A 17,642-nucleotide genomic window follows, 5' to 3' on the forward strand; every position below is an offset into this window, starting at 1 on the left:
CGCTCACAGTTCGACGCCTTTCTGCGCCTTGATACCGGCCTGGAACGCGTGCTTGATCATGCCCATCTCGGTGACGGTGTCGGCCAGCTCGATCATTTCCGGCTTGGCGCCGCGACCGGTCACCACCACGTGTTGCATCGGCGGGCGTGCTTGCAGATCGCTGAGGACCTGATCGAGGTCGAGATAGCCGTGCTTGAGGGCGATGTTGAGTTCATCGAGCACCACCAGGCCAATGGAGGGATCGCTGAGTAATTGGCGCGATACCGCCCAGGCGGCTTCGGCGGCGGCGATGTCGCGCTGGCGGTCCTGGGTTTCCCAGGTGAAGCCTTCGCCCATGACGTGAAAGCGCACCTGTTCCGGAAAGCGGCGGAAAAACAATTCTTCGCCGGTGCTGTTGCGGCCCTTGATGAATTGCACCACGCCGCATTGCATGCCATGCCCCATGGCCCGGGCGAGCATACCGAACGCCGAGCTGCTCTTGCCCTTGCCGTTGCCGGTCAGCACCAGCAGCAAGCCACACTCGTTCGGCGAGTTGGCGATGCGCTCGTCGATCACGGCTTTCTTGCGCAGCATGCGCGCCAAGTGGCGTTCGTCGCGATCAGGGGTGTCGGTCATGGGGAGCTCTCCGTTGGGATTGGATAACGGCGGGCGGGGCACAAAAAAAGACGGCAGCAAGCCTGGCATCGCCCACCGTGATGCCGTTGGTTGAATCAGGCCGGTCTCCGGGCTCATGAGCGGCGCGATGCCGGGTTGCGCGCCTTCCCATGTCCATGGACACAGTGGCCTGTAGGCAACCTTGACTCATTTACCGTTGCGGGGGCAGCGCCGGGTTCGTGTGCACTCACCGGCTTCCCTGTTTCACTCTGTCGAACTCAAGTCACAGAGCACCTGAAACAAGCGGCGAAGGTTAGAGGGTTGGGGGTGGAGCGTCAATTAAAGCCGCCACGGGCCCAGCACTGGTTATTGGCCGGGATCAATGGAATGACGTCAATCTTGTGTCACGCTACGGGAAGTGATATCAAAGCGACATTACACCCCGATATCACAAGAACAAGAGGGCAAGACATGCAAGGCATGATCATCAGCAATCCAAAACTGGAGTTCCTGCGCCCGGTGCTGGAACGTTGGTTTGACTGTATCGACCGCTACAACGCCGTGCGCGGAGATAACGACACGCCTTACTGGTTCGATGAACGAGCCAACCTCAGCTTGCTGTCGGCGGCCGCCTGGATGGCCGAGATGGTCACGCTGCAGAACGCGCCGACCCGCAAGCAGAACGAAGAAGGCGAACGCAACGTCTGCGCCGATCTGCTTATCGCCAGTACCGAGGAGCGCGCCTTCATCCAGGCCACCCAACGCTGGCCCAAGGTCAACAACCTGAACCTGACCCAACCGCTGTCGGAAGCCACCAGCGATGCCAAGCGCATCAGCTACGCCAGCGACCTGAAGCTGGGCTGCCTGTTCGTCTCGCCGCAAAAAGCCCAGCAGAGCGCTACGCCCGAAGAACTGCAGGACATGATCGACGACCTGCAGAAGGAAAATACCTGCGCCGTGGCCTGGTATTTTCCTTACGCCTACCGCAAGTTGCGTAATGAAGCCGGCTTCTATCACCCCGGCATCGCCGTGCTGTTCAAACAGACCCACGGCTGACTCATTCAAGAACTGTGGGAGCGAGCTTGCTCGCGAGAGCGGTGCACCTGGCAACATCAATCTTGACTGTCACGCCGCCATCGCGAGCAAGCTCGCTCCCACAAGGTTTTGCCTGGCAGACTGGCCTACCCGCAGTTGAACCATCGCGCGTCTACGCTTCTCTATGAGTAACTACATGCACTCATAGGGAAGCCAGCATGCTCAAGCCACCACACCTTCTGATCGTCGCCCTTGCCGCCGGGCTTGTCGCTTGTGGCGAGTCTTCCACGCTGCAAGTGTCCGACGGCACCGGACCTGCACCGAAACTGCCTGAACCGAACAAGACCCTGGTCCCTACCGTCAACATCGCCGAAGCAATCGGCTGGCCGGACGGCACCAAGCCCACCCCGGCCCAGGGCCTGCAGGTGGGCGCGTTCGCCGAAGGGCTGGATCACCCGCGCTGGCTCTACGTGTTGCCCAACGGCGATGTGCTGGTGGCCGAAACCAACGCCCCGCCCAAGCCGGACGATGGCAAGGGCATTCGTGGCTGGGTGATGAAAAAGGTCATGGGCCGCGCCGGTGCCGGCGTGCCCAGCCCCAATCGCATCACGCTGTTGCGCGACGCCAATCACGACGGCATCGCCGAAACCCGTACGGTGTTCCTGGAAAATCTCAATTCACCGTTCGGCATGACTTTGGTGGGCAATGACCTGTATGTGGCCGACACCGACCGACTGATCCGCTTCCCGTACAAGGACGGTGACACGCAGATCAAGGCGCAGCCAACCAAGGTCGTCAACTTGCCGGGCGGCACGCTCAACCATCACTGGACCAAGAACGTGATTGCCAGCCGCGACGGCAGCAAGCTGTACGTCACCACTGGCTCGAACAGCAACGTCGCGGAAAACGGCATGGAGGCCGAAGAGGGCCGCGCCGCCATCTGGGAAGTGGACCGCGCCAGCGGTAGCCACCGTATCTTTGCCTCGGGCCTGCGCAACCCCAACGGCCTGGCCTGGGAACCCCGCAGCGGCGCCCTATGGACGGCAGTGAACGAACGGGATGAGATCGGCAGCGACCTGGTGCCGGACTACATTACTTCGGTCAAGGACGGCGCGTTCTATGGCTGGCCCTACAGCTACTACGGGCAGCACGTCGATGTCCGGGTCGAGCCGCAGAACCCGGCCCTGGTGGCCAAGGCCATCGCCCCGGACTACGCTGTCGGCCCTCACACCGCCTCGCTGGGCCTGACCTTCGCCGAAGGCAGCCGCTTGCCCGCGCCGTTTACCGAAGGAGCTTTCGTCGGGCAGCACGGCTCCTGGAACCGTAAGCCCCACAGTGGTTATAAGGTAATTTTTGTACCGTTCACCGGCGGCAAACCGGTGGGACAACCCGTGGATGTGCTCACCGGCTTCCTGAACGCCGACGAAAAAGCCCTGGGCCGGCCGGTGGGCGTGGTGATCGATAAACAGGGTGGGTTGTTGGTGGCTGATGATGTGGGGAACAAGATTTGGCGGGTGTCTGCCAGATAGTGCTGGTCACACTCTCTTGTGGCGAGGGGATTTATCCCCGCTGGGCTGCGAAGCAGCCCCTAAGATAGCGGTTTGGATGCGATCGGCCTGAAAACTAGGGATTTCAGGCTTTAGGGCTGCTGCGCAGCCCAACGGGGATAAATCCCCTCGCCACAGATTTGCGCGGGCCTGAACCTTCGCATCAGGGATTACGCGCCAGATGTTCCGGCTGCAGCACCCGCTTGGCGCCCAGGTAAGCCTTCTGCCAATAGGCCTTGGACAGGCTGTCGAGCTTGACCGTGCCACCGGTGGCCGGCGCATGGACGAAACGGCCCTCGCCTACATAGATCCCGGCATGGCTAACTTGGGAGCCGCCGTTAGTGGCGAAGAAAATCAAGTCACCGCTCTGCAAGGCTTCCTTACCGACATCCGGGGCGCGCATGCCGATCATCTCGCGGGTAGAACGCGGCAGGGATATGCCGGCGGCATCGCGGTAGACATAGCCAATCAGGCCACTGCAATCGAAACCTGAATCCGGCGTGTTGCCGCCCCAGCGATATGGCGTCCCCACCAGGCCCAGCGCCCGGAACAGGACGTCTTCGGCGGCCGGGGAAAAGGGTTGCGAAGGGGCAAAGACCACCGGGGCCCGAACCACAGGTGCTGGCGGCGGGGTACGGCTGGCGCAGGCGCTGAGCAGCGCGGCAAGGAACATGAGAGCGAGGCGGGCCGACGTCGACATATGCAGAACAATCCTGATCTGGATGCGGCTTTTCTGCCGTGGGCATGAAAACAAATCCGCCTGCGTAATACGCAGGCGGATTGCCATCAATCAATGATCAAGGATTCTAGCGGCTATGTGGCAAACTTCAAGTAAGACTTTAAGTTTGCCTTACAAACTGTGTGCTTACTTGCGGGCAGTGACCACAGTCGGTGCCATGGCGAGGGCGCGCTTGGCTTCGATGAAAGTCTTGTTCCAGTAGCTGTCGCCCAGGCTGTCGATTCGCACGCCACCGCTGCGGCGGCTGCTGGAATGAATGAACTGGTTGTCACCCAGGTAGATACCGGCGTGACTGACACGACCGCGACGACCGTTGGTGCTGAAGAACAGCAGGTCACCAGGTTCCAGTTGGTTGCGCGCAACCAGCGGAGCGTTCACGTTGATCATTTCGCGCGTGGAACGCGGCAGGTTCATGCCGGCCTCCTCGCGGAACAGATAGCCGATGAAACCGCTGCAATCGAAGCCGGCTTCAGAGGTACCGCCAAAACGGTAGCGGGTACCGATCAACGACATACCACGCTCCAGAATGCTGTCGGCCAGCACCGGAAGCTGATAAGGCTTGCTGCCGGCGAAAGCTGCCAGCTCTTTGTCGGAGGCCATTTCTTCCTGGAACGCAACGGAGGAAGACTGGGCGGTAACGGAGTTCTTGACCTGTGGTTGTGGTGCTTGCTGGGACACTGGGGAGTGGGCAGCGCAACCGAACAACAGGGTAACGAGTGCGAGAGGCACGAGGGGTGCGAAGCGATTTAGCATGGGCACGACCGTGGCTGAAGTAGTAAAGATGGCGAGACTATGCCTTCTATCAACCTCATTTGCAAATTCAATCGATGCAAATGTGACTTCTCGGTTTCACCTTTACATCTAAGCGCTTAAGCCCAGCCTGGGCGGGTTGCAGCCCTGCAGCCCAGCAAAACCGGGGGTTCACCGCGCCCGAAAGAGGCTTTAAGCCATCATCTGGCGACAGTTCTACCAGCCTAAAGTTTCTTTCAAAAAAGGAATAGTCAGCTTGCGCTGGGCCTGAAGGGAGGCCTGGTCGAGGCGTTCGAGCAATTCGAACAGCGCGCTCATGCTGCGGGTACCACGGGTAAGGATGAAATGCCCGACTTCGTCGGTCAGGTGCAGGCCACGTCGGGAAGCACGCAGCTGCAAGGCGCGGAGTTTGTCTTCGTCGGAAAGTGGCCGCATCTGGAAAATCAGCGCCAGGGTGAGACGGGACTTGAGGTCCGCCAGCTTCACCGGCAGCTCTCGCGGCGACGTCGAGGCGGCGATCAGCAACCGCCGGCCGCTGTCGCGCAACCGATTGAACAGATGAAACAGCGCTTCTTCCCAATCGGCCTTGCCGGCCACCGCCTGGAGGTCGTCCAGGCAGACCAGTTCGTACTGCTCAAGGTTGTCGAGGATTTCAACGCCGCGATCCAGCAATTCAGCCAGCGGCAGATAGACGGCCGGTTCGCCCAACTGCTCGAACCGCAGGCACGCCGCCTGCAACAGGTGCGTGCGCCCCACTCCGTCCTTGCCCCACAGATAAATCAGGCTTTCAGTCCAGCCGGCGTCGGCTTCGCAGAGCCGCTCGACATAGCCGAGTGCAGCGGCATTGGCGCCTGGGTAGTAATTGATAAAGGTGGCGTCATCACGCAGACGCACACCTAGGGGCAGCTGAATCGGTTTCATGCTGACTGAACAGTTCCAAAGGAACCGTTAGTGGCCTCTGTGTAAAGTTCGCAAAGTTTATACCCGTGACACGGACCGCACAATGCGCCGGACCACGAGCAAAATCAAAGGTTTGCAGCGACAAGGGCGCGGAGCGTCAGTTTCCCTGACACCCCGCCGGTCATTCACCCTACAGATCAGGGTCTTCGGCGCCGCTGTAAATGTCCGAATCCTTGTACAGATCGTGCATATGCCGCACCAGCACCATGATCACCGCCGCCACCGGCAGCGCCAGCAGGATCCCGGTGAAACCGAACAACTCGCCACCGGCCAGGATCGCAAAGATCACCGCCACGGGATGCAGGCCAATCCGGTCGCCCACCAACAGCGGCGTCAGCACCATGCCCTCCAGGGCCTGCCCGACCATGAACACCGCCACGATGCCGATCATCGGGTACAAGTCGCCGCCGAACTGGAACAACCCGGCGATCAACGCCGCGCCGATACCAATCACAAACCCCATGTACGGCACGATGGCCGCCAGGCCGGCGATCAGGCCGATCAACAGCCCCAACTCCAGCCCCACGAGCATCAAGCCAGCCGCGTAGATGAAACCCAGCGCCACCATCACCAGCAACTGCCCGCGCACGAATGCCCCCAGCACTTCGTGGCATTCGCCGGTCAGGGTCATGATGCGTTCTTCGCGGTGACGCGGCAGCAGGCTGCGGATCTTGGCCATCATCAAGTCCCAATCCCGCAGCAGATAAAAGGCCACCACCGGAATCAGCACCAGGTTCGCCAGCCAACCGATCAACGCCAGGCCCGAGGCCGTGGCCTGGCTCAACACCACGCCAACGATGTCGGTGGTCTGGCCCATGTGCTCGCTGATGGCCGCCTTGACCTTGTCGAACTTCCAGAAACCGTCCGCCAACCCCAGCTTCGACTGCACCCACGGCACCGCGCTGTGCTGCAACCAATCGAGCATCTGCGGCGCCAACTCGTAGAGGCGCACCAGTTGTTTGGCGAGCATCGGTATCAGCACCAGCAACAGGGCGCTCACAATCAGCGTGAACAGCGCAAACACCGCCACCACACCCCAGGTTCGCGACAGGCCGAGTTTTTCCAGGCGATCCACCACCGGATCGAACAGATAGGCCAACAACAGCGCAACCAGGAACGGCGTGAGGATCGGATGCAGCAAATAGATAAGCGCAATCAGCAGGGCGACCCCACCCAACCAGAACCAACGCCGCGTATCGCCCATGAACCACTCCCTAGCTATATAAAGAAAGAAAACCTACCAACGGAACCGCAGATTGGCCGCCGGCGCAGGCGTTGGCGCGGCGACCGGAACCGAGCCGTCGGCGGCTGGCTGAGGCGCAGCTTCTGGCGCAACAGGCTCACCGGCAGGCACTTCCTGCAACTTCGCCAGGGCCAGCTGCGCTTTCAGTTGCTCGGCGCTGCCGTTGACCCGATAGACGATCCGGTCGCCTTCAACCCGCTGCAACTGCCCACCAAACGGTTCGAGCAAACGCCCAAGGGCCGCATAACGCTCCAGATTCATGCCCTGCACTTCCAGCAATTGTTCGGTGGCCACGCCCGGCTTGGCGACGAAACGCGGCGCCAGCCGTTGACTCACCGCCAACATCACCGCATCGGCCAGGGCGGCAGGATCGGCGCCTTGGGCGGTGCCCTGCTCGCGCTGGTCGCCCAACCACAGGCGCCAGGTCCCATGCCACTGCCCGCCCTCTTCCTTGGCATGAACCGCCAGCAAGGCGTCCGTCGCGTATCGCTCCGAGGCATCACGCAAAGGCGCCGGGTCGTTGCCTTCCAGGTTCGGCGCGGTGGCGACGATCTGCTCGCTCAAATCCGCCAGCGGCAGGTGCAACGGCAACCCCCGGTGCTGGGCGGCACGCCGCAGTGGCGCGGCGCTGGCCTGGCCATCACCCACCAGGCTGGAGCCCTCGGTCGAGTCGTTCAGCCACCACCCCAGGATCGATGGCCGGTTCGCGCCCCACAACGACAACCCCGCCGAACGCAAGGCCCGATCGGAGCTCGCCGGATCGAAGTCCACCTTGAGGCTTTCTGGAGGGCCGGCATCATAGCCATATTGAAGAATGATCTGTTGCGGATCCTTGCGGATCGCCGCCAGGCCCGGATTCTGGGCGGCCTTGGCGTCACCGGTCAGGCGCAGCACCAGCGTGTCCAGCGCGCGCAAAGTTGCCTGGTTGCGCTCTTCCGGGGATTGGTTGCTGACCGGCTCGAGCACTTGATACAGGCCATTGAGGGTTTCGGCATGGCTCGCCAGGCTGATCAGCGACAGGCAGCCCACAGACAAGAATTTGAACAAACGCATGGAAAATTCCCGGACATAACGGCTGGAACAGGCCGTGTGAAGAAGATTGAGCATGGCTGTGACCACAACACCCGGCAAAACATTCACACGCCCGATGGAAGTTTCGCACTGTCATCACCATAGCCGGTTACCGCTACACCTTATACAGACGCGCTACGCAGTACCAATATAAGAAATATCGGTTTTTTTCCGTGGATATGTCCCTGCCCGTCGGCGCGAGGATGGCCGCTGCCCCTCAAGCCTGATAAAATCGCGCGCCTTCGCAGACCGGCAATGGCTGGGCTCCCGGAATAATTCGTACAACGGTTATTCAATGGCCCCGGCGTCGGTCGTTACCCAGAAATCCCCCCTAAAGGCCTGGATCATGAGCAAGCAACCCTCCCTGAGCTACAAGGACGCCGGTGTAGACATCGACGCCGGTGAAGCATTGGTCGAACGCATCAAGAGCGTCGCCAAGCGCACTGCGCGTCCGGAAGTCATGGGCGGCCTGGGCGGTTTCGGCGCCCTCTGCGAGATCCCGGCCGGCTACAAGCAACCGGTGCTGGTCTCGGGCACCGACGGCGTCGGCACCAAGCTGCGCCTGGCACTGAACCTGAACAAGCACGACAGCATCGGCATCGACCTGGTGGCCATGTGCGTGAACGACCTGGTGGTCTGCGGTGCCGAGCCGCTGTTCTTCCTCGACTACTACGCCACCGGCAAACTGAACGTCGACACCGCCGCCCAGGTCGTGACCGGCATCGGCGCCGGCTGTGAATTGGCCGGCTGCTCGTTGGTCGGCGGTGAAACCGCTGAAATGCCCGGCATGTACGAAGGCGAAGACTACGACCTGGCCGGTTTCTGCGTCGGCGTGGTAGAGAAAGCCGAGATCATCGACGGTTCGAAAGTCGCCGCCGGCGATGCCCTGCTCGCCCTGCCGTCCTCCGGCCCGCACTCCAACGGCTACTCGCTGATCCGCAAGATCATCGAAGTCTCCGGTGCCGAGATCGAAAACACCCAGCTCGACGGCAAGCCACTGGCCGACCTGCTGATGGCCCCGACTCGCATCTACGTCAAGCCGCTGCTCAAGCTGATCAAGGACACCGGCGCCGTCAAGGCCATGGCCCACATCACCGGTGGTGGCCTGCTGGACAACATCCCGCGCGTGCTGCCAAAAGGCGCCCAGGCCGTGGTCGACGTGGCGAGCTGGACCCGTCCAGCGGTGTTCGACTGGCTGCAAGAGAAAGGCAACGTCGATGAAACCGAAATGCACCGCGTGCTGAACTGCGGCGTGGGCATGGTGATTTGCGTGGCCCAGGAGCACGTCGAGAGCGCCCTGAACGTATTGCGTGAAGCCGGCGAGCAGCCTTGGGTCATCGGCCAGATCGCCACCGCCGCCGAAGGTGCTGCCCAGGTCGAGCTGAAAAACCTTAAGGCCCACTGATGTCCGCGACCTGTGACGTGGTGGTGCTGCTGTCCGGCACCGGCAGTAACTTGCAGGCCTTGATCGACAGTACGCGGACCGGCGACAGCCCGGTCCGTATCCGCGCGGTGATTTCCAACCGCGCCGATGCCTACGGCCTGCAACGCGCCCGGGAGGCGGGTATCGACACCCGCGTCCTGGATCACAAGGCGTTCGATGGCCGCGAAGCCTTCGACGCCGCGCTGATGGAACAGATCGATACCTTCAACCCGCAACTGGTGGTACTGGCCGGCTTCATGCGCATCCTCAGCGCCGGCTTCGTGCGTCACTACCAGGGTCGCCTGTTCAATATCCACCCCTCGCTGCTGCCCAAATACAAAGGGTTACACACTCACCAGCGGGCCCTGGAAGCCGGAGACACGGAGCACGGCTGCTCGGTGCACTTTGTCACCGAGGAACTCGATGGCGGACCACTGGTCGTACAGGCAGTAATACCGGTAGAGTTGCACGACACGCCGCACAGCCTGGCGCAACGGGTTCACGCCCGCGAGCACCAGATCTACCCGATGGCCGTGCGTTGGTTTGCCGAAGGACGGCTGACCCTCGACGATCGCGGAGCCTCACTGGACGGCCAGTTACTCGCCGCCAGCGGCCATTTGATTCGATACTAGGAGATTTTATGCGTCGCGCCCTGCTCTTCGCTTGCGCTCTGCTTGCCTTGCCCTTGGCACAGGCTTCGGAACTTCAACCGTTCTCCGCCAGCTACACCGCCGACTGGAAACAGTTGCCCATGAGCGGTACCGCCGAGCGCAGCCTGACCAAGGAAGCCAATGGCACCTGGAAGCTGAGCTTCAAGGCTTCGATGATGATCGCCAGCCTGACCGAAGAAAGCACCCTGACCCTGGACAAGGACACTTTGCTGCCACAGTCCTACCACTTCGAACGCGGTGGCCTGGGCAAGGCCAAGAAGGCCGACCTGGACTTCGACTGGAACACCAAGATGGTCACCGGTACCGATCGCGGTGACGCGGTCAAGCTGCCGCTCAACCGTGGCATGGTCGATAAATCCACTTATCAACTGGCCCTGCAGCACGACGTGGCGGCCGGCAAGAAAAGCATGAGCTATCAGGTCGTCGATGATGGCGAAATCGATACCTATGACTTCCGCGTGCTGGGCTCGGAAAAGGTCGACACCAAGGCCGGCCAGATCGAGGCAATCAAGGTCGAGCGCGTGCGCGACCCGACACAAAGCAAGCGCATCACCGTGCTCTGGTTCGCCAAGGACTGGGATTATCTGCTGGTGCGCCTGCAACAGGTCGAGACTGACGGCAAGGAGTACAACATCATGCTCCTGGACGGCACGGTCAACGGCAAGCCTGTGAAAGGCAGCTGATCGACACTGATATCAAGAAGCCCCGCACCTGCGGGGCTTTTTCTTGCCCTCGTTTTCATGAATGCCTAATCCCCTGTGCTCATGGAGGACCACCACTGCAACATGAAATCTTCTTCATGAATAACGCCTGCGACCGAATGCCGCGCACCGCCGGGCCTGGAGGATTGTTGCGACTTTCATGAAAACTTCTTAACGGGTCCAGGCGTTTACTTAGCACGCTATCAAAATCTATAACAAAGGCCTGCACACGCCTTGCTGCAGATAACAGAGATTGGAGAGCTTGCAAGATGACTGTGAAAGTAACTGAACGCGACGACGCCCACATGTCCCACGAAGGCATTGCCGCCGGTATCCGAATCTGGGATGTGCATCAACAGGATCTGCTGGTGGGCATGTTCCACTCGGAGACGGATGCTCATAGCTACAAGGCTGAGCTGGAGCGCGAGGAACGGCTGCGCTCGCGTGAAATGGCAGAATCCTGAACAACAAAAAACACCTGTGGGAGCGAGCTTGCTCGCGATAACGGTATATCAGCGACAGAGACATTGACTGATATGACGCCATCGCGAGCAAGCTGCTCCCACAGGTTTTGTGTTTCAGCTCAACGGCATTGCGCCGCTCTTACCACATCAAATCATCCGGAATCTGATACGCCGCATACGGATCATCAGCATCCACCTCTTCGGTCTGGGTGTTGAGCTGGACGATGCGCTTGGGATCGCGTTCCTGAATCTTCAAGGCCGCCTCGCGCGGGATCACTTCATAACCGCCGGCATGGTGGACGATCGCCAGCGAGCCACTGCTCAGCTTGTTGCGCATCAGCGTGTTGACCGAGATGCGCTTGACCTTCTTGTCGTCGACGAAGTTGTAGTAATCCTCAGTGGTCAGCTTCGGCAGGCGCGAGACTTCAATCAATTGCTTGATCTGCGCGGCCCGGGCTTTCTGCTCGATCTTTTCCTGCTGCTGACGGTTGAGTTCCTGGTCGCGCTTGACCTTCTCGGCCATGGCCTCCTGGGCCGCGCGCTGCTGGGAGTCGTCCAGTTCGATCTGGCCTTTGTGGGCCAGGCGCTGCTGCTTCTGTTTCTCTTTGCCGACCTGTTTGGCCTGCTTTTGGTTGACCAGCCCTGCTTTGAGCAACTGGTCGCGAAGGGAAAGGCTCATGATGCTTACTCACTTAGGCAACGGCCTCAGCCACAGCTGGGCAAATTCTTTTCCTGACGTTTGGCTTCGCCCCACAAGGCGTCCAACTCTTCGAGGGTGCAATCTTCCATGGGACGGTGGGTGTCGCGCAATGCCTGTTCGATAAATCGGAAGCGTCGTTCGAATTTCCCGTTGGCGCCACGCAGGGCGGTTTCCGGGTCGACTTTCAGGTGCCGGGCCAGGTTTACCACGCTGAACAGCAGGTCGCCGATCTCGTCGCTGATGGCGACCGGATCATTGTCGGCCATGGCTTCGAGGACTTCGTCCAACTCCTCCCGGACCTTGTCGAGCACCGGCAACGGGCCCGGCCAGTCGAAACCGACCTGCCCCGCACGCTTCTGCAACTTCGCCGAACGGGACAACGCAGGCAAGGCCGCTGGCACATCGTCGAGCAACGATAACTGCTCCGGTGCCGAAGCCTTCTCAGCACGCTCCTCTGCCTTGATTTCCTCCCAGCGGTGTTTGACCTGTTCTTCGCTCAGGCGCGGGATGTCCACCGGCGCGTAAAGATCACCGGTAGGAAACACATGGGGATGGCGACGGATCAGCTTGCGGGTGATGCTGTCGACCACGCCGGCGAATTCGAAGCGGTTTTCCTCCCGGGCCAGTTGGCTGTAATACACCACTTGGAACAACAGGTCGCCCAACTCGCCCTGCAAATGATCGAAATCGCCACGCTCGATGGCATCGGCCACTTCGTAGGCCTCTTCCAGGGTATGGGGGACGATGGTCGCGTAGGTTTGCTTGATGTCCCACGGGCAGCCGTACTGCGGGTCCCGCAGGCGGTTCATGAGGTGGAGCAGGTCTTCGAGGCTATACATCAATCCATCTCATCACAAAATAACCCTGTGGGAGCGAGCTTGCTCGCGATTGCGGTGTGTCAGCCACGCTCTCTGTCACTGATAGACCGCTATCGCGAGCAAGCTCGCTCCCACATGTTTGGACTGCGCTTAACCCGGCGTCCGGTTACGCCGGGTCTCGATGATGTTCGGCAACTGGGAAATCCGCCCCAGCAACCGCCCCAGCGCATCCAGCCCTGGAATCTCGATGGTCAGGGACATCAGCGCGGTGTTGTCTTCCTTGTTCGAGCGGGTGTTGACCGCCAACACGTTGATCCGCTCGTTCAGCAACACCTGGGACACGTCACGCAGCAGGCCGGAGCGGTCGTAGGCGCGGATGACGATGTCCACCGGGTAGGTGAGCACCGGCACCGGGCCCCAGCTGACCTGGATGATCCGCTCCGGTTCGCGCCCGGCCAGTTGCAACACCGAGGCGCAGTCCTGGCGGTGAATGCTCACGCCACGGCCCTGGGTGATGTAGCCGACGATCGCATCTCCCGGCAACGGCTGGCAGCAGCCGGCCATCTGGGTCATCAGGTTGCCCACGCCCTGGATCTGGATGTCGCCGCGCTTGCCTGGCTTGTAGCCGGTGGCCTTGCGCGGGATCAGTTCCAGTTGCTCGTTGCCGCGTTCCGGCTCCACCAGTTGCTGGGCCAGGTTGACCAGTTGCGCCAGGCGCAGATCGCCGGCACCGAGGGCGGCGAACATGTCCTCGGCGGTTTTCATGTTGGCTTTTTCGGCCAGCTTGTCGAAATCCACCTGCGGCAGGCCCAGGCGACTGAGTTCGCGCTCGAGCAGGGTCTTGCCGGCGGCGACGTTCTGGTCGCGGGCCTGCAGCTTGAACCAGTGGACGATTTTCGCCCGCGCCCGCGACGTGGTGATGTAGCCCAGGTTCGGGTTCAGCCAGTCGCGGCTCGGCGTGCCGTGCTTGCTGGTGATGATCTCGACCTGTTCCCCGGTCTGCAGGCTGTAGTTGAGCGGCACGATCCGCCCGTTGATCTTGGCGCCACGGCAGTTGTGGCCGATCTCGGTGTGGACCCGGTAGGCGAAGTCCAGCGGCGTCGCGCCCTTGGGCAGGTCGATGGCGTGGCCGTCGGGGGTGAAAATGTAGACCCGGTCCGGCTCGATATCGACCCGCAGCTGTTCGGCCAGGCCACCGATATCGCCCAGTTCCTCGTGCCACTCCAGCACCTGGCGCAACCAGGAGATTTTCTCTTCGTAATGATTGGAGCCGGACTTGACGTCGGTGCCCTTGTATTTCCAGTGGGCGCAGACCCCCAGCTCGGCTTCCTCGTGCATGGCGTGGGTACGGATCTGTACTTCCAGCACCTTGCCTTCCGGGCCGATCACCGCCGTGTGCAGCGAGCGATAGCCATTTTCCTTGGGGTTGGCGATGTAGTCGTCGAACTCCTTGGGAATGTGCCGCCACAACGTGTGGACGATCCCCAGCGCGGTGTAGCAATCGCGCATTTCCGGAACCAGGACGCGAACGGCGCGAACGTCGTAGATCTGGCTGAACTCCAGGCCCTTGCGCTGCATTTTGCGCCAGATCGAATAGATGTGCTTGGCCCGGCCACTGATGTCGGCTTCGACGCCGGTGGCCTGTAATTCTTCCCGCAGTTGGGTCATCACATCGGTGATGAAGCGCTCGCGATCCAGGCGCCGCTCATGCAACAGCTTGGCGATCTGCTTGTACTGATCGGGCTCCAGGTAGCGGAAGGACAGGTCCTCCAGCTCCCACTTGATGTGACCGATGCCAAGACGGTGGGCCAGGGGGGCATAAATATCGAACACTTCCCGGGCGACGCGGTTGCGCTTTTCGTCATCGGCGCCTTTCACCGCACGGATCGCGCAGGTTCGTTCGGCCAGCTTGATCAGCGCGACGCGCACGTCGTCGACCATGGCCACCAGCATCTTGCGCAGGTTTTCCACCTGGCCCTGGGTGCCCAGGACCATGGATTGGCGCGGACTGAGGCTGGCGCTGATGGCGGCCATGCGCAGCACGCCGTCGATCAGCTTGGCGACCACCGTGCCGAAGCGCTGGCTGACCACCGGTAGCTGGATCTGGCCTTCGCGCACGCCCCGGTACAGCACCGCGGCCACCAGCGAATCCTGGTCGAGCTTGAGGTCGGCGAGGATCTCGGCGATCTCAAGGCCCGTCTGGAAACTCGAGGTGCCTTCGGACCACAGGTTTTTCGCCGCGTTGTGTTGTTGTTCCGCCTCGCGAGCGAACTCGCAGGCTTCCTTCAAGGCTTCGCGATCCAGTGCCGTGTCGACACTGACCGCATGATCGAGCCAAGCCTCGAGGTTGATACTGCCGTCGGTGTTGATCGGCTGGTGTGCTCTCACCTGTACCATCTTTACTTACCTTCCCTACGACGCAGATTCAATGCGTCAACATCGCTGACCTTCGCTGCTCGTGTTTCCGCACAGGGCTGTGACGGGTTGGCACGAACGGGTCAGTCGGACAAGCCATCCTGGCTCGCTTCAAATAACGCCATGGCCTCGACATGCGCCGTTTGAGGAAACATATCGAGAATCCCGGCACGTTTTAACCGGTAGCCCTGCTTGATCAATTCGACCGTGTCCCGCGCCAAAGTTGCCGGGTTGCACGATACATATACCAACCGCCTGGCGCCCAGGGACGCCAGCTTGCGCACCACCTCGAAAGCACCGTCACGGGGTGGGTCCAAGAGTACCGCAGAAAAGCCTTCGCCGATCCATTCGGCACCTGCCAGTGGCTGGGATAAATCGGCCTGAAAAAAGGCAGTGTTATTCAAATTGTTGCTGACGGCATTGGCCGCCGCGCGGTCCACCATGGTTTGCACGCCTTCCACGGCCACCACCTGGCGCACATGCCGGGCCAGGGGCAAGGCAAAGTTGCCCAATCCACAGAACAGATCCAGCACCCGCTCCTCGGCCTGGGGCGCAAGCCATTGCAGCGCCTGGGCAATCATCGCTTCGTTGACCCCGGCGTTCACCTGGATGAAATCCCCCGGCCGGTAAGCCAGGTCCAGGTCCCAGGTCTCCAGGCGATAACCCAAGGCTTGCCCTGGATCGACCGGTTGCGGCTCGCCTTCGCCGTGCAGCCACAACTGGGCCTCGTGGAAAACACAGAAGTCCTTGAGGATCGTCAGGTCGGCGTCCGACAACGGCGCCATGTGCCGCAGCAGCACCGCCAGGGACGAGCCGGCGAACAATTCCACGTGCCCCAGGGCCTGGGGTTTGCTCAAGCGTCGAAGCATGTCCGGTAGACGGCTCATGATCGGCTGCAAGGGCTGTACCAGTACCGGGCAATCGCCGATGGCAACGATGTCCTGGCTGCCGACGGCGCGCAAACCCACTTCGAGCTTTTTCGCCTTCTGATCCCAGCGCACCGCCACGCGGGCGCGACGCCGATAACCGAACTCAGGCCCACTCAATGGCGCCGCCCATTCTTGCGGTTCCACTCCGGCCACCCGCGACAACTGCTCGGCAAGCATGCGCTGTTTCAGGGCGAGTTGTTCGTCATGGGGCAAATGCTGGACGCTGCAACCGCCGCAACGACCGGCATGGATGCACGGCGCCGCACGCCGCAGTTCACTAGGCAGGAACACACGCTCGGTCCGGGCCTCGACCACTTTGCCATGGGCCCCCAGCACCCGCGCCTCGACCTCTTCGCCAGCCAGGGCGCCGATGACAAACCAGGTGCGCCCGTCGACAAAGGCGATGCCCCGGCCATCGTTGGCCAGGCGCTCGATGGTCAAGCGCTGCTTTTTACCGGTGGGCACTTGCGGGGCCCGGCTTCCGCCGCTGGGTTGGAAGCGCAGGCCTCTCTCTTGCTTGGCCATCAGTTGGGCGCGTCGAAAATGCCGGTCGACAGGTAACGGTCGCCACGGTCGCAGATGATCGCGACGATCACCGCGTTTTCAACTTCCTTCGACAGACGCAGCATTCCCGCCACGGCACCGCCCGAAGACACGCCGCAGAAGATGCCCTCTTCACGCGCCAGGCGACGGGTCACGTCCTCGGCTTCGCTTTGGGCCATGTCGATGATGCGGTCCACGCGCTCGGCCTGGTAGATCTTCGGCAGATACTCTTCGGGCCAGCGACGGATGCCGGGGATGGCCGAGCCTTCCATCGGTTGCAGGCCAATGATCTGCACGTTCGGGTTCTGTTCTTTCAGGTAGCGCGAGGTGCCCATGATGGTACCGGTGGTGCCCATCGAGCTGACGAAATGGGTGATGGTGCCGTCGGTCTGGCGCCAGATCTCGGGGCCGGTGGTGGTGTAGTGGGCCTCGGGATTGTCGCCGTTGGCGAACTGGTCCAACACCTTGCCACGCCCTTCGGCCTGCATGCGCTCGGCCAGGTCCCGGGCGCCTTCCATGCCCTGCTCCTGGGTCACCAGGATCAACTCGGCGCCATAGGCGGTCATCGCCGCCTTGCGTTCGGCGCTGGAGTTGTCGGGCATGATCAGGATCATCTTGTAGCCCTTGATCGCCGCCGCCATGGCCAGGGCGATGCCGGTGTTGCCGGAGGTCGCCTCGATCAGCGTGTCACCGGGCTGGATCTGCCCGCGCAATTCGCCACGGGTAATCATCGACAGCGCCGGCCGGTCCTTGACCGAACCCGCCGGGTTATTCCCTTCGAGCTTGAGCAAAAGCGTATTGCTGGTGACGCCGGGCAGGCGTTGCAAACGGACCAGCGGAGTGTTGCCGACGCAATCGGCGATGGTGGGGTACTGCAAAGTCATGGCGTATTCGCAATCCGGACTGCGGGGGCGCCTATCATACCGGCAAACCTGGCGCGGCCATATCACGCAAAGTGTGGTGGTTATGGCTTATGGGAATAAGCGAGCCAAGGTGTGACGAGTGAGCTTGCTTCCGCCTGCCGGCGTAGCGGCCTCAA

At 61.5% G+C, this 17,642-nt stretch carries 17 protein-coding genes and 1 riboswitch; of the genes, 6 read left to right on the forward strand and 11 right to left on the reverse strand.

Translation table 11 applies throughout. The annotated features are described in order from the left end of the window. Positions 1-3: 3 nt before the first annotated feature. A complete protein-coding gene (cobO, locus tag LOY70_RS22500) occupies positions 4-615 on the reverse strand; it encodes a cob(I)yrinic acid a,c-diamide adenosyltransferase (protein ID WP_265029378.1) in 612 nt (203 codons plus the stop codon). Between the two features lie 80 nt (positions 616-695). Further along, a riboswitch (cobalamin riboswitch) is annotated at positions 696-907 on the reverse strand. Between the two features lie 158 nt (positions 908-1,065). On the opposite strand from cobO, the gene LOY70_RS22505 reads away from it, so the two are divergent. Beyond that, on the forward strand, positions 1,066-1,650 hold the full coding sequence (locus LOY70_RS22505) for a hypothetical protein (protein ID WP_265029379.1): 585 nt from the start codon (positions 1,066-1,068) through the stop codon (positions 1,648-1,650). A 197-nt stretch (positions 1,651-1,847) separates the two neighbouring features. Beyond that, positions 1,848-3,158, forward strand: coding sequence for a PQQ-dependent sugar dehydrogenase (locus LOY70_RS22510; protein WP_265029380.1), 1,311 nt, complete (start codon positions 1,848-1,850; stop codon positions 3,156-3,158). Positions 3,159-3,339: 181 nt separating this feature from the next. Here the strand turns inward: LOY70_RS22510 and LOY70_RS22515 are convergent, their stop codons facing one another. The 5 genes from LOY70_RS22515 to LOY70_RS22535 form a co-directional block, all read right to left on the reverse strand. Next, positions 3,340-3,876, reverse strand: coding sequence for a C40 family peptidase (locus LOY70_RS22515; RefSeq protein ID WP_123346214.1), 537 nt, complete (start codon positions 3,874-3,876; stop codon positions 3,340-3,342). Between the two features lie 165 nt (positions 3,877-4,041). Further along, positions 4,042-4,668 carry a C40 family peptidase gene (locus LOY70_RS22520; protein ID WP_123346216.1) on the reverse strand — a complete coding sequence of 209 codons (627 nt, stop codon included), beginning with the start codon at positions 4,666-4,668 and terminating at the stop codon, positions 4,042-4,044. 213 nt (positions 4,669-4,881) lie between these two features. Next, on the reverse strand, positions 4,882-5,586 hold the full coding sequence (gene hda / locus LOY70_RS22525; protein ID WP_003178999.1) for a DnaA regulatory inactivator Hda: 705 nt from the start codon (positions 5,584-5,586) through the stop codon (positions 4,882-4,884). Between the two features lie 169 nt (positions 5,587-5,755). Further along, entirely contained in the window at positions 5,756-6,829 is a 1,074-nt protein-coding gene (locus LOY70_RS22530) for an AI-2E family transporter (protein ID WP_265029381.1), read from the reverse strand. Positions 6,830-6,862: 33 nt separating this feature from the next. Then, the gene (locus LOY70_RS22535; protein WP_265029382.1) at positions 6,863-7,921 is read right to left on the reverse strand and encodes a DUF2066 domain-containing protein; all 1,059 of its coding nucleotides are present in this window, start codon (positions 7,919-7,921) and stop codon (positions 6,863-6,865) included. A 364-nt stretch (positions 7,922-8,285) separates the two neighbouring features. Here LOY70_RS22535 and purM point away from each other — a divergent pair, with 364 nt between their 5' ends. The 4 genes from purM (at position 8,286) to LOY70_RS22555 (ending at position 11,198) form a co-directional block, all read left to right on the forward strand. After that, positions 8,286-9,344 (forward strand): phosphoribosylformylglycinamidine cyclo-ligase, encoded by a 1,059-nt coding sequence (gene purM, locus LOY70_RS22540; RefSeq protein ID WP_265029383.1) that lies wholly within the window; start codon positions 8,286-8,288, stop codon positions 9,342-9,344. Further along, the gene (purN, locus tag LOY70_RS22545) at positions 9,344-9,994 is read left to right on the forward strand and encodes a phosphoribosylglycinamide formyltransferase (protein WP_123346222.1); all 651 of its coding nucleotides are present in this window, start codon (positions 9,344-9,346) and stop codon (positions 9,992-9,994) included. Before purM ends, purN begins: the two co-directional genes overlap by 1 nt. 8 nt (positions 9,995-10,002) lie before the next feature. After that, positions 10,003-10,716, forward strand: a complete 714-nt coding sequence (locus tag LOY70_RS22550; RefSeq protein ID WP_123346224.1) for a DUF3108 domain-containing protein — start codon at positions 10,003-10,005, stop codon at positions 10,714-10,716. A 287-nt stretch (positions 10,717-11,003) separates the two neighbouring features. Continuing rightward, entirely contained in the window at positions 11,004-11,198 is a 195-nt protein-coding gene (locus tag LOY70_RS22555) for a hypothetical protein (protein ID WP_025215049.1), read from the forward strand. Between the two features lie 139 nt (positions 11,199-11,337). Here the strand turns inward: LOY70_RS22555 and LOY70_RS22560 are convergent, their stop codons facing one another. The 5 genes from LOY70_RS22560 to cysM all read right to left on the reverse strand — a co-directional run bounded on the left by LOY70_RS22560 (position 11,338) and on the right by cysM (position 17,487). After that, on the reverse strand, positions 11,338-11,877 hold the full coding sequence (locus LOY70_RS22560; protein ID WP_207965666.1) for a DUF2058 domain-containing protein: 540 nt from the start codon (positions 11,875-11,877) through the stop codon (positions 11,338-11,340). A 26-nt stretch (positions 11,878-11,903) separates the two neighbouring features. Beyond that, a complete protein-coding gene (gene mazG / locus LOY70_RS22565; RefSeq protein ID WP_123415809.1) occupies positions 11,904-12,737 on the reverse strand; it encodes a nucleoside triphosphate pyrophosphohydrolase in 834 nt (277 codons plus the stop codon). 129 nt (positions 12,738-12,866) lie between these two features. Further along, the gene (gene relA, locus LOY70_RS22570) at positions 12,867-15,113 is read right to left on the reverse strand and encodes a GTP diphosphokinase (protein ID WP_025215051.1); all 2,247 of its coding nucleotides are present in this window, start codon (positions 15,111-15,113) and stop codon (positions 12,867-12,869) included. Between the two features lie 101 nt (positions 15,114-15,214). Then, positions 15,215-16,585: a 23S rRNA (uracil(1939)-C(5))-methyltransferase RlmD gene (gene rlmD, locus LOY70_RS22575; protein ID WP_265029384.1), complete on the reverse strand. Its 1,371-nt coding sequence runs from the start codon at positions 16,583-16,585 to the stop codon at positions 15,215-15,217. Then, complete coding sequence (gene cysM / locus LOY70_RS22580; protein WP_123415807.1) at positions 16,585-17,487, reverse strand: cysteine synthase CysM; 903 nt, start codon at positions 17,485-17,487, stop codon at positions 16,585-16,587. Before cysM ends, rlmD begins: the two co-directional genes overlap by 1 nt. Positions 17,488-17,642: the final 155 nt, after the last annotated feature.

Origin of the sequence: Pseudomonas sp. B21-054 (genome assembly GCF_026016345.1) — a bacterium.
Taxonomy (GTDB): domain Bacteria; phylum Pseudomonadota; class Gammaproteobacteria; order Pseudomonadales; family Pseudomonadaceae; genus Aquipseudomonas.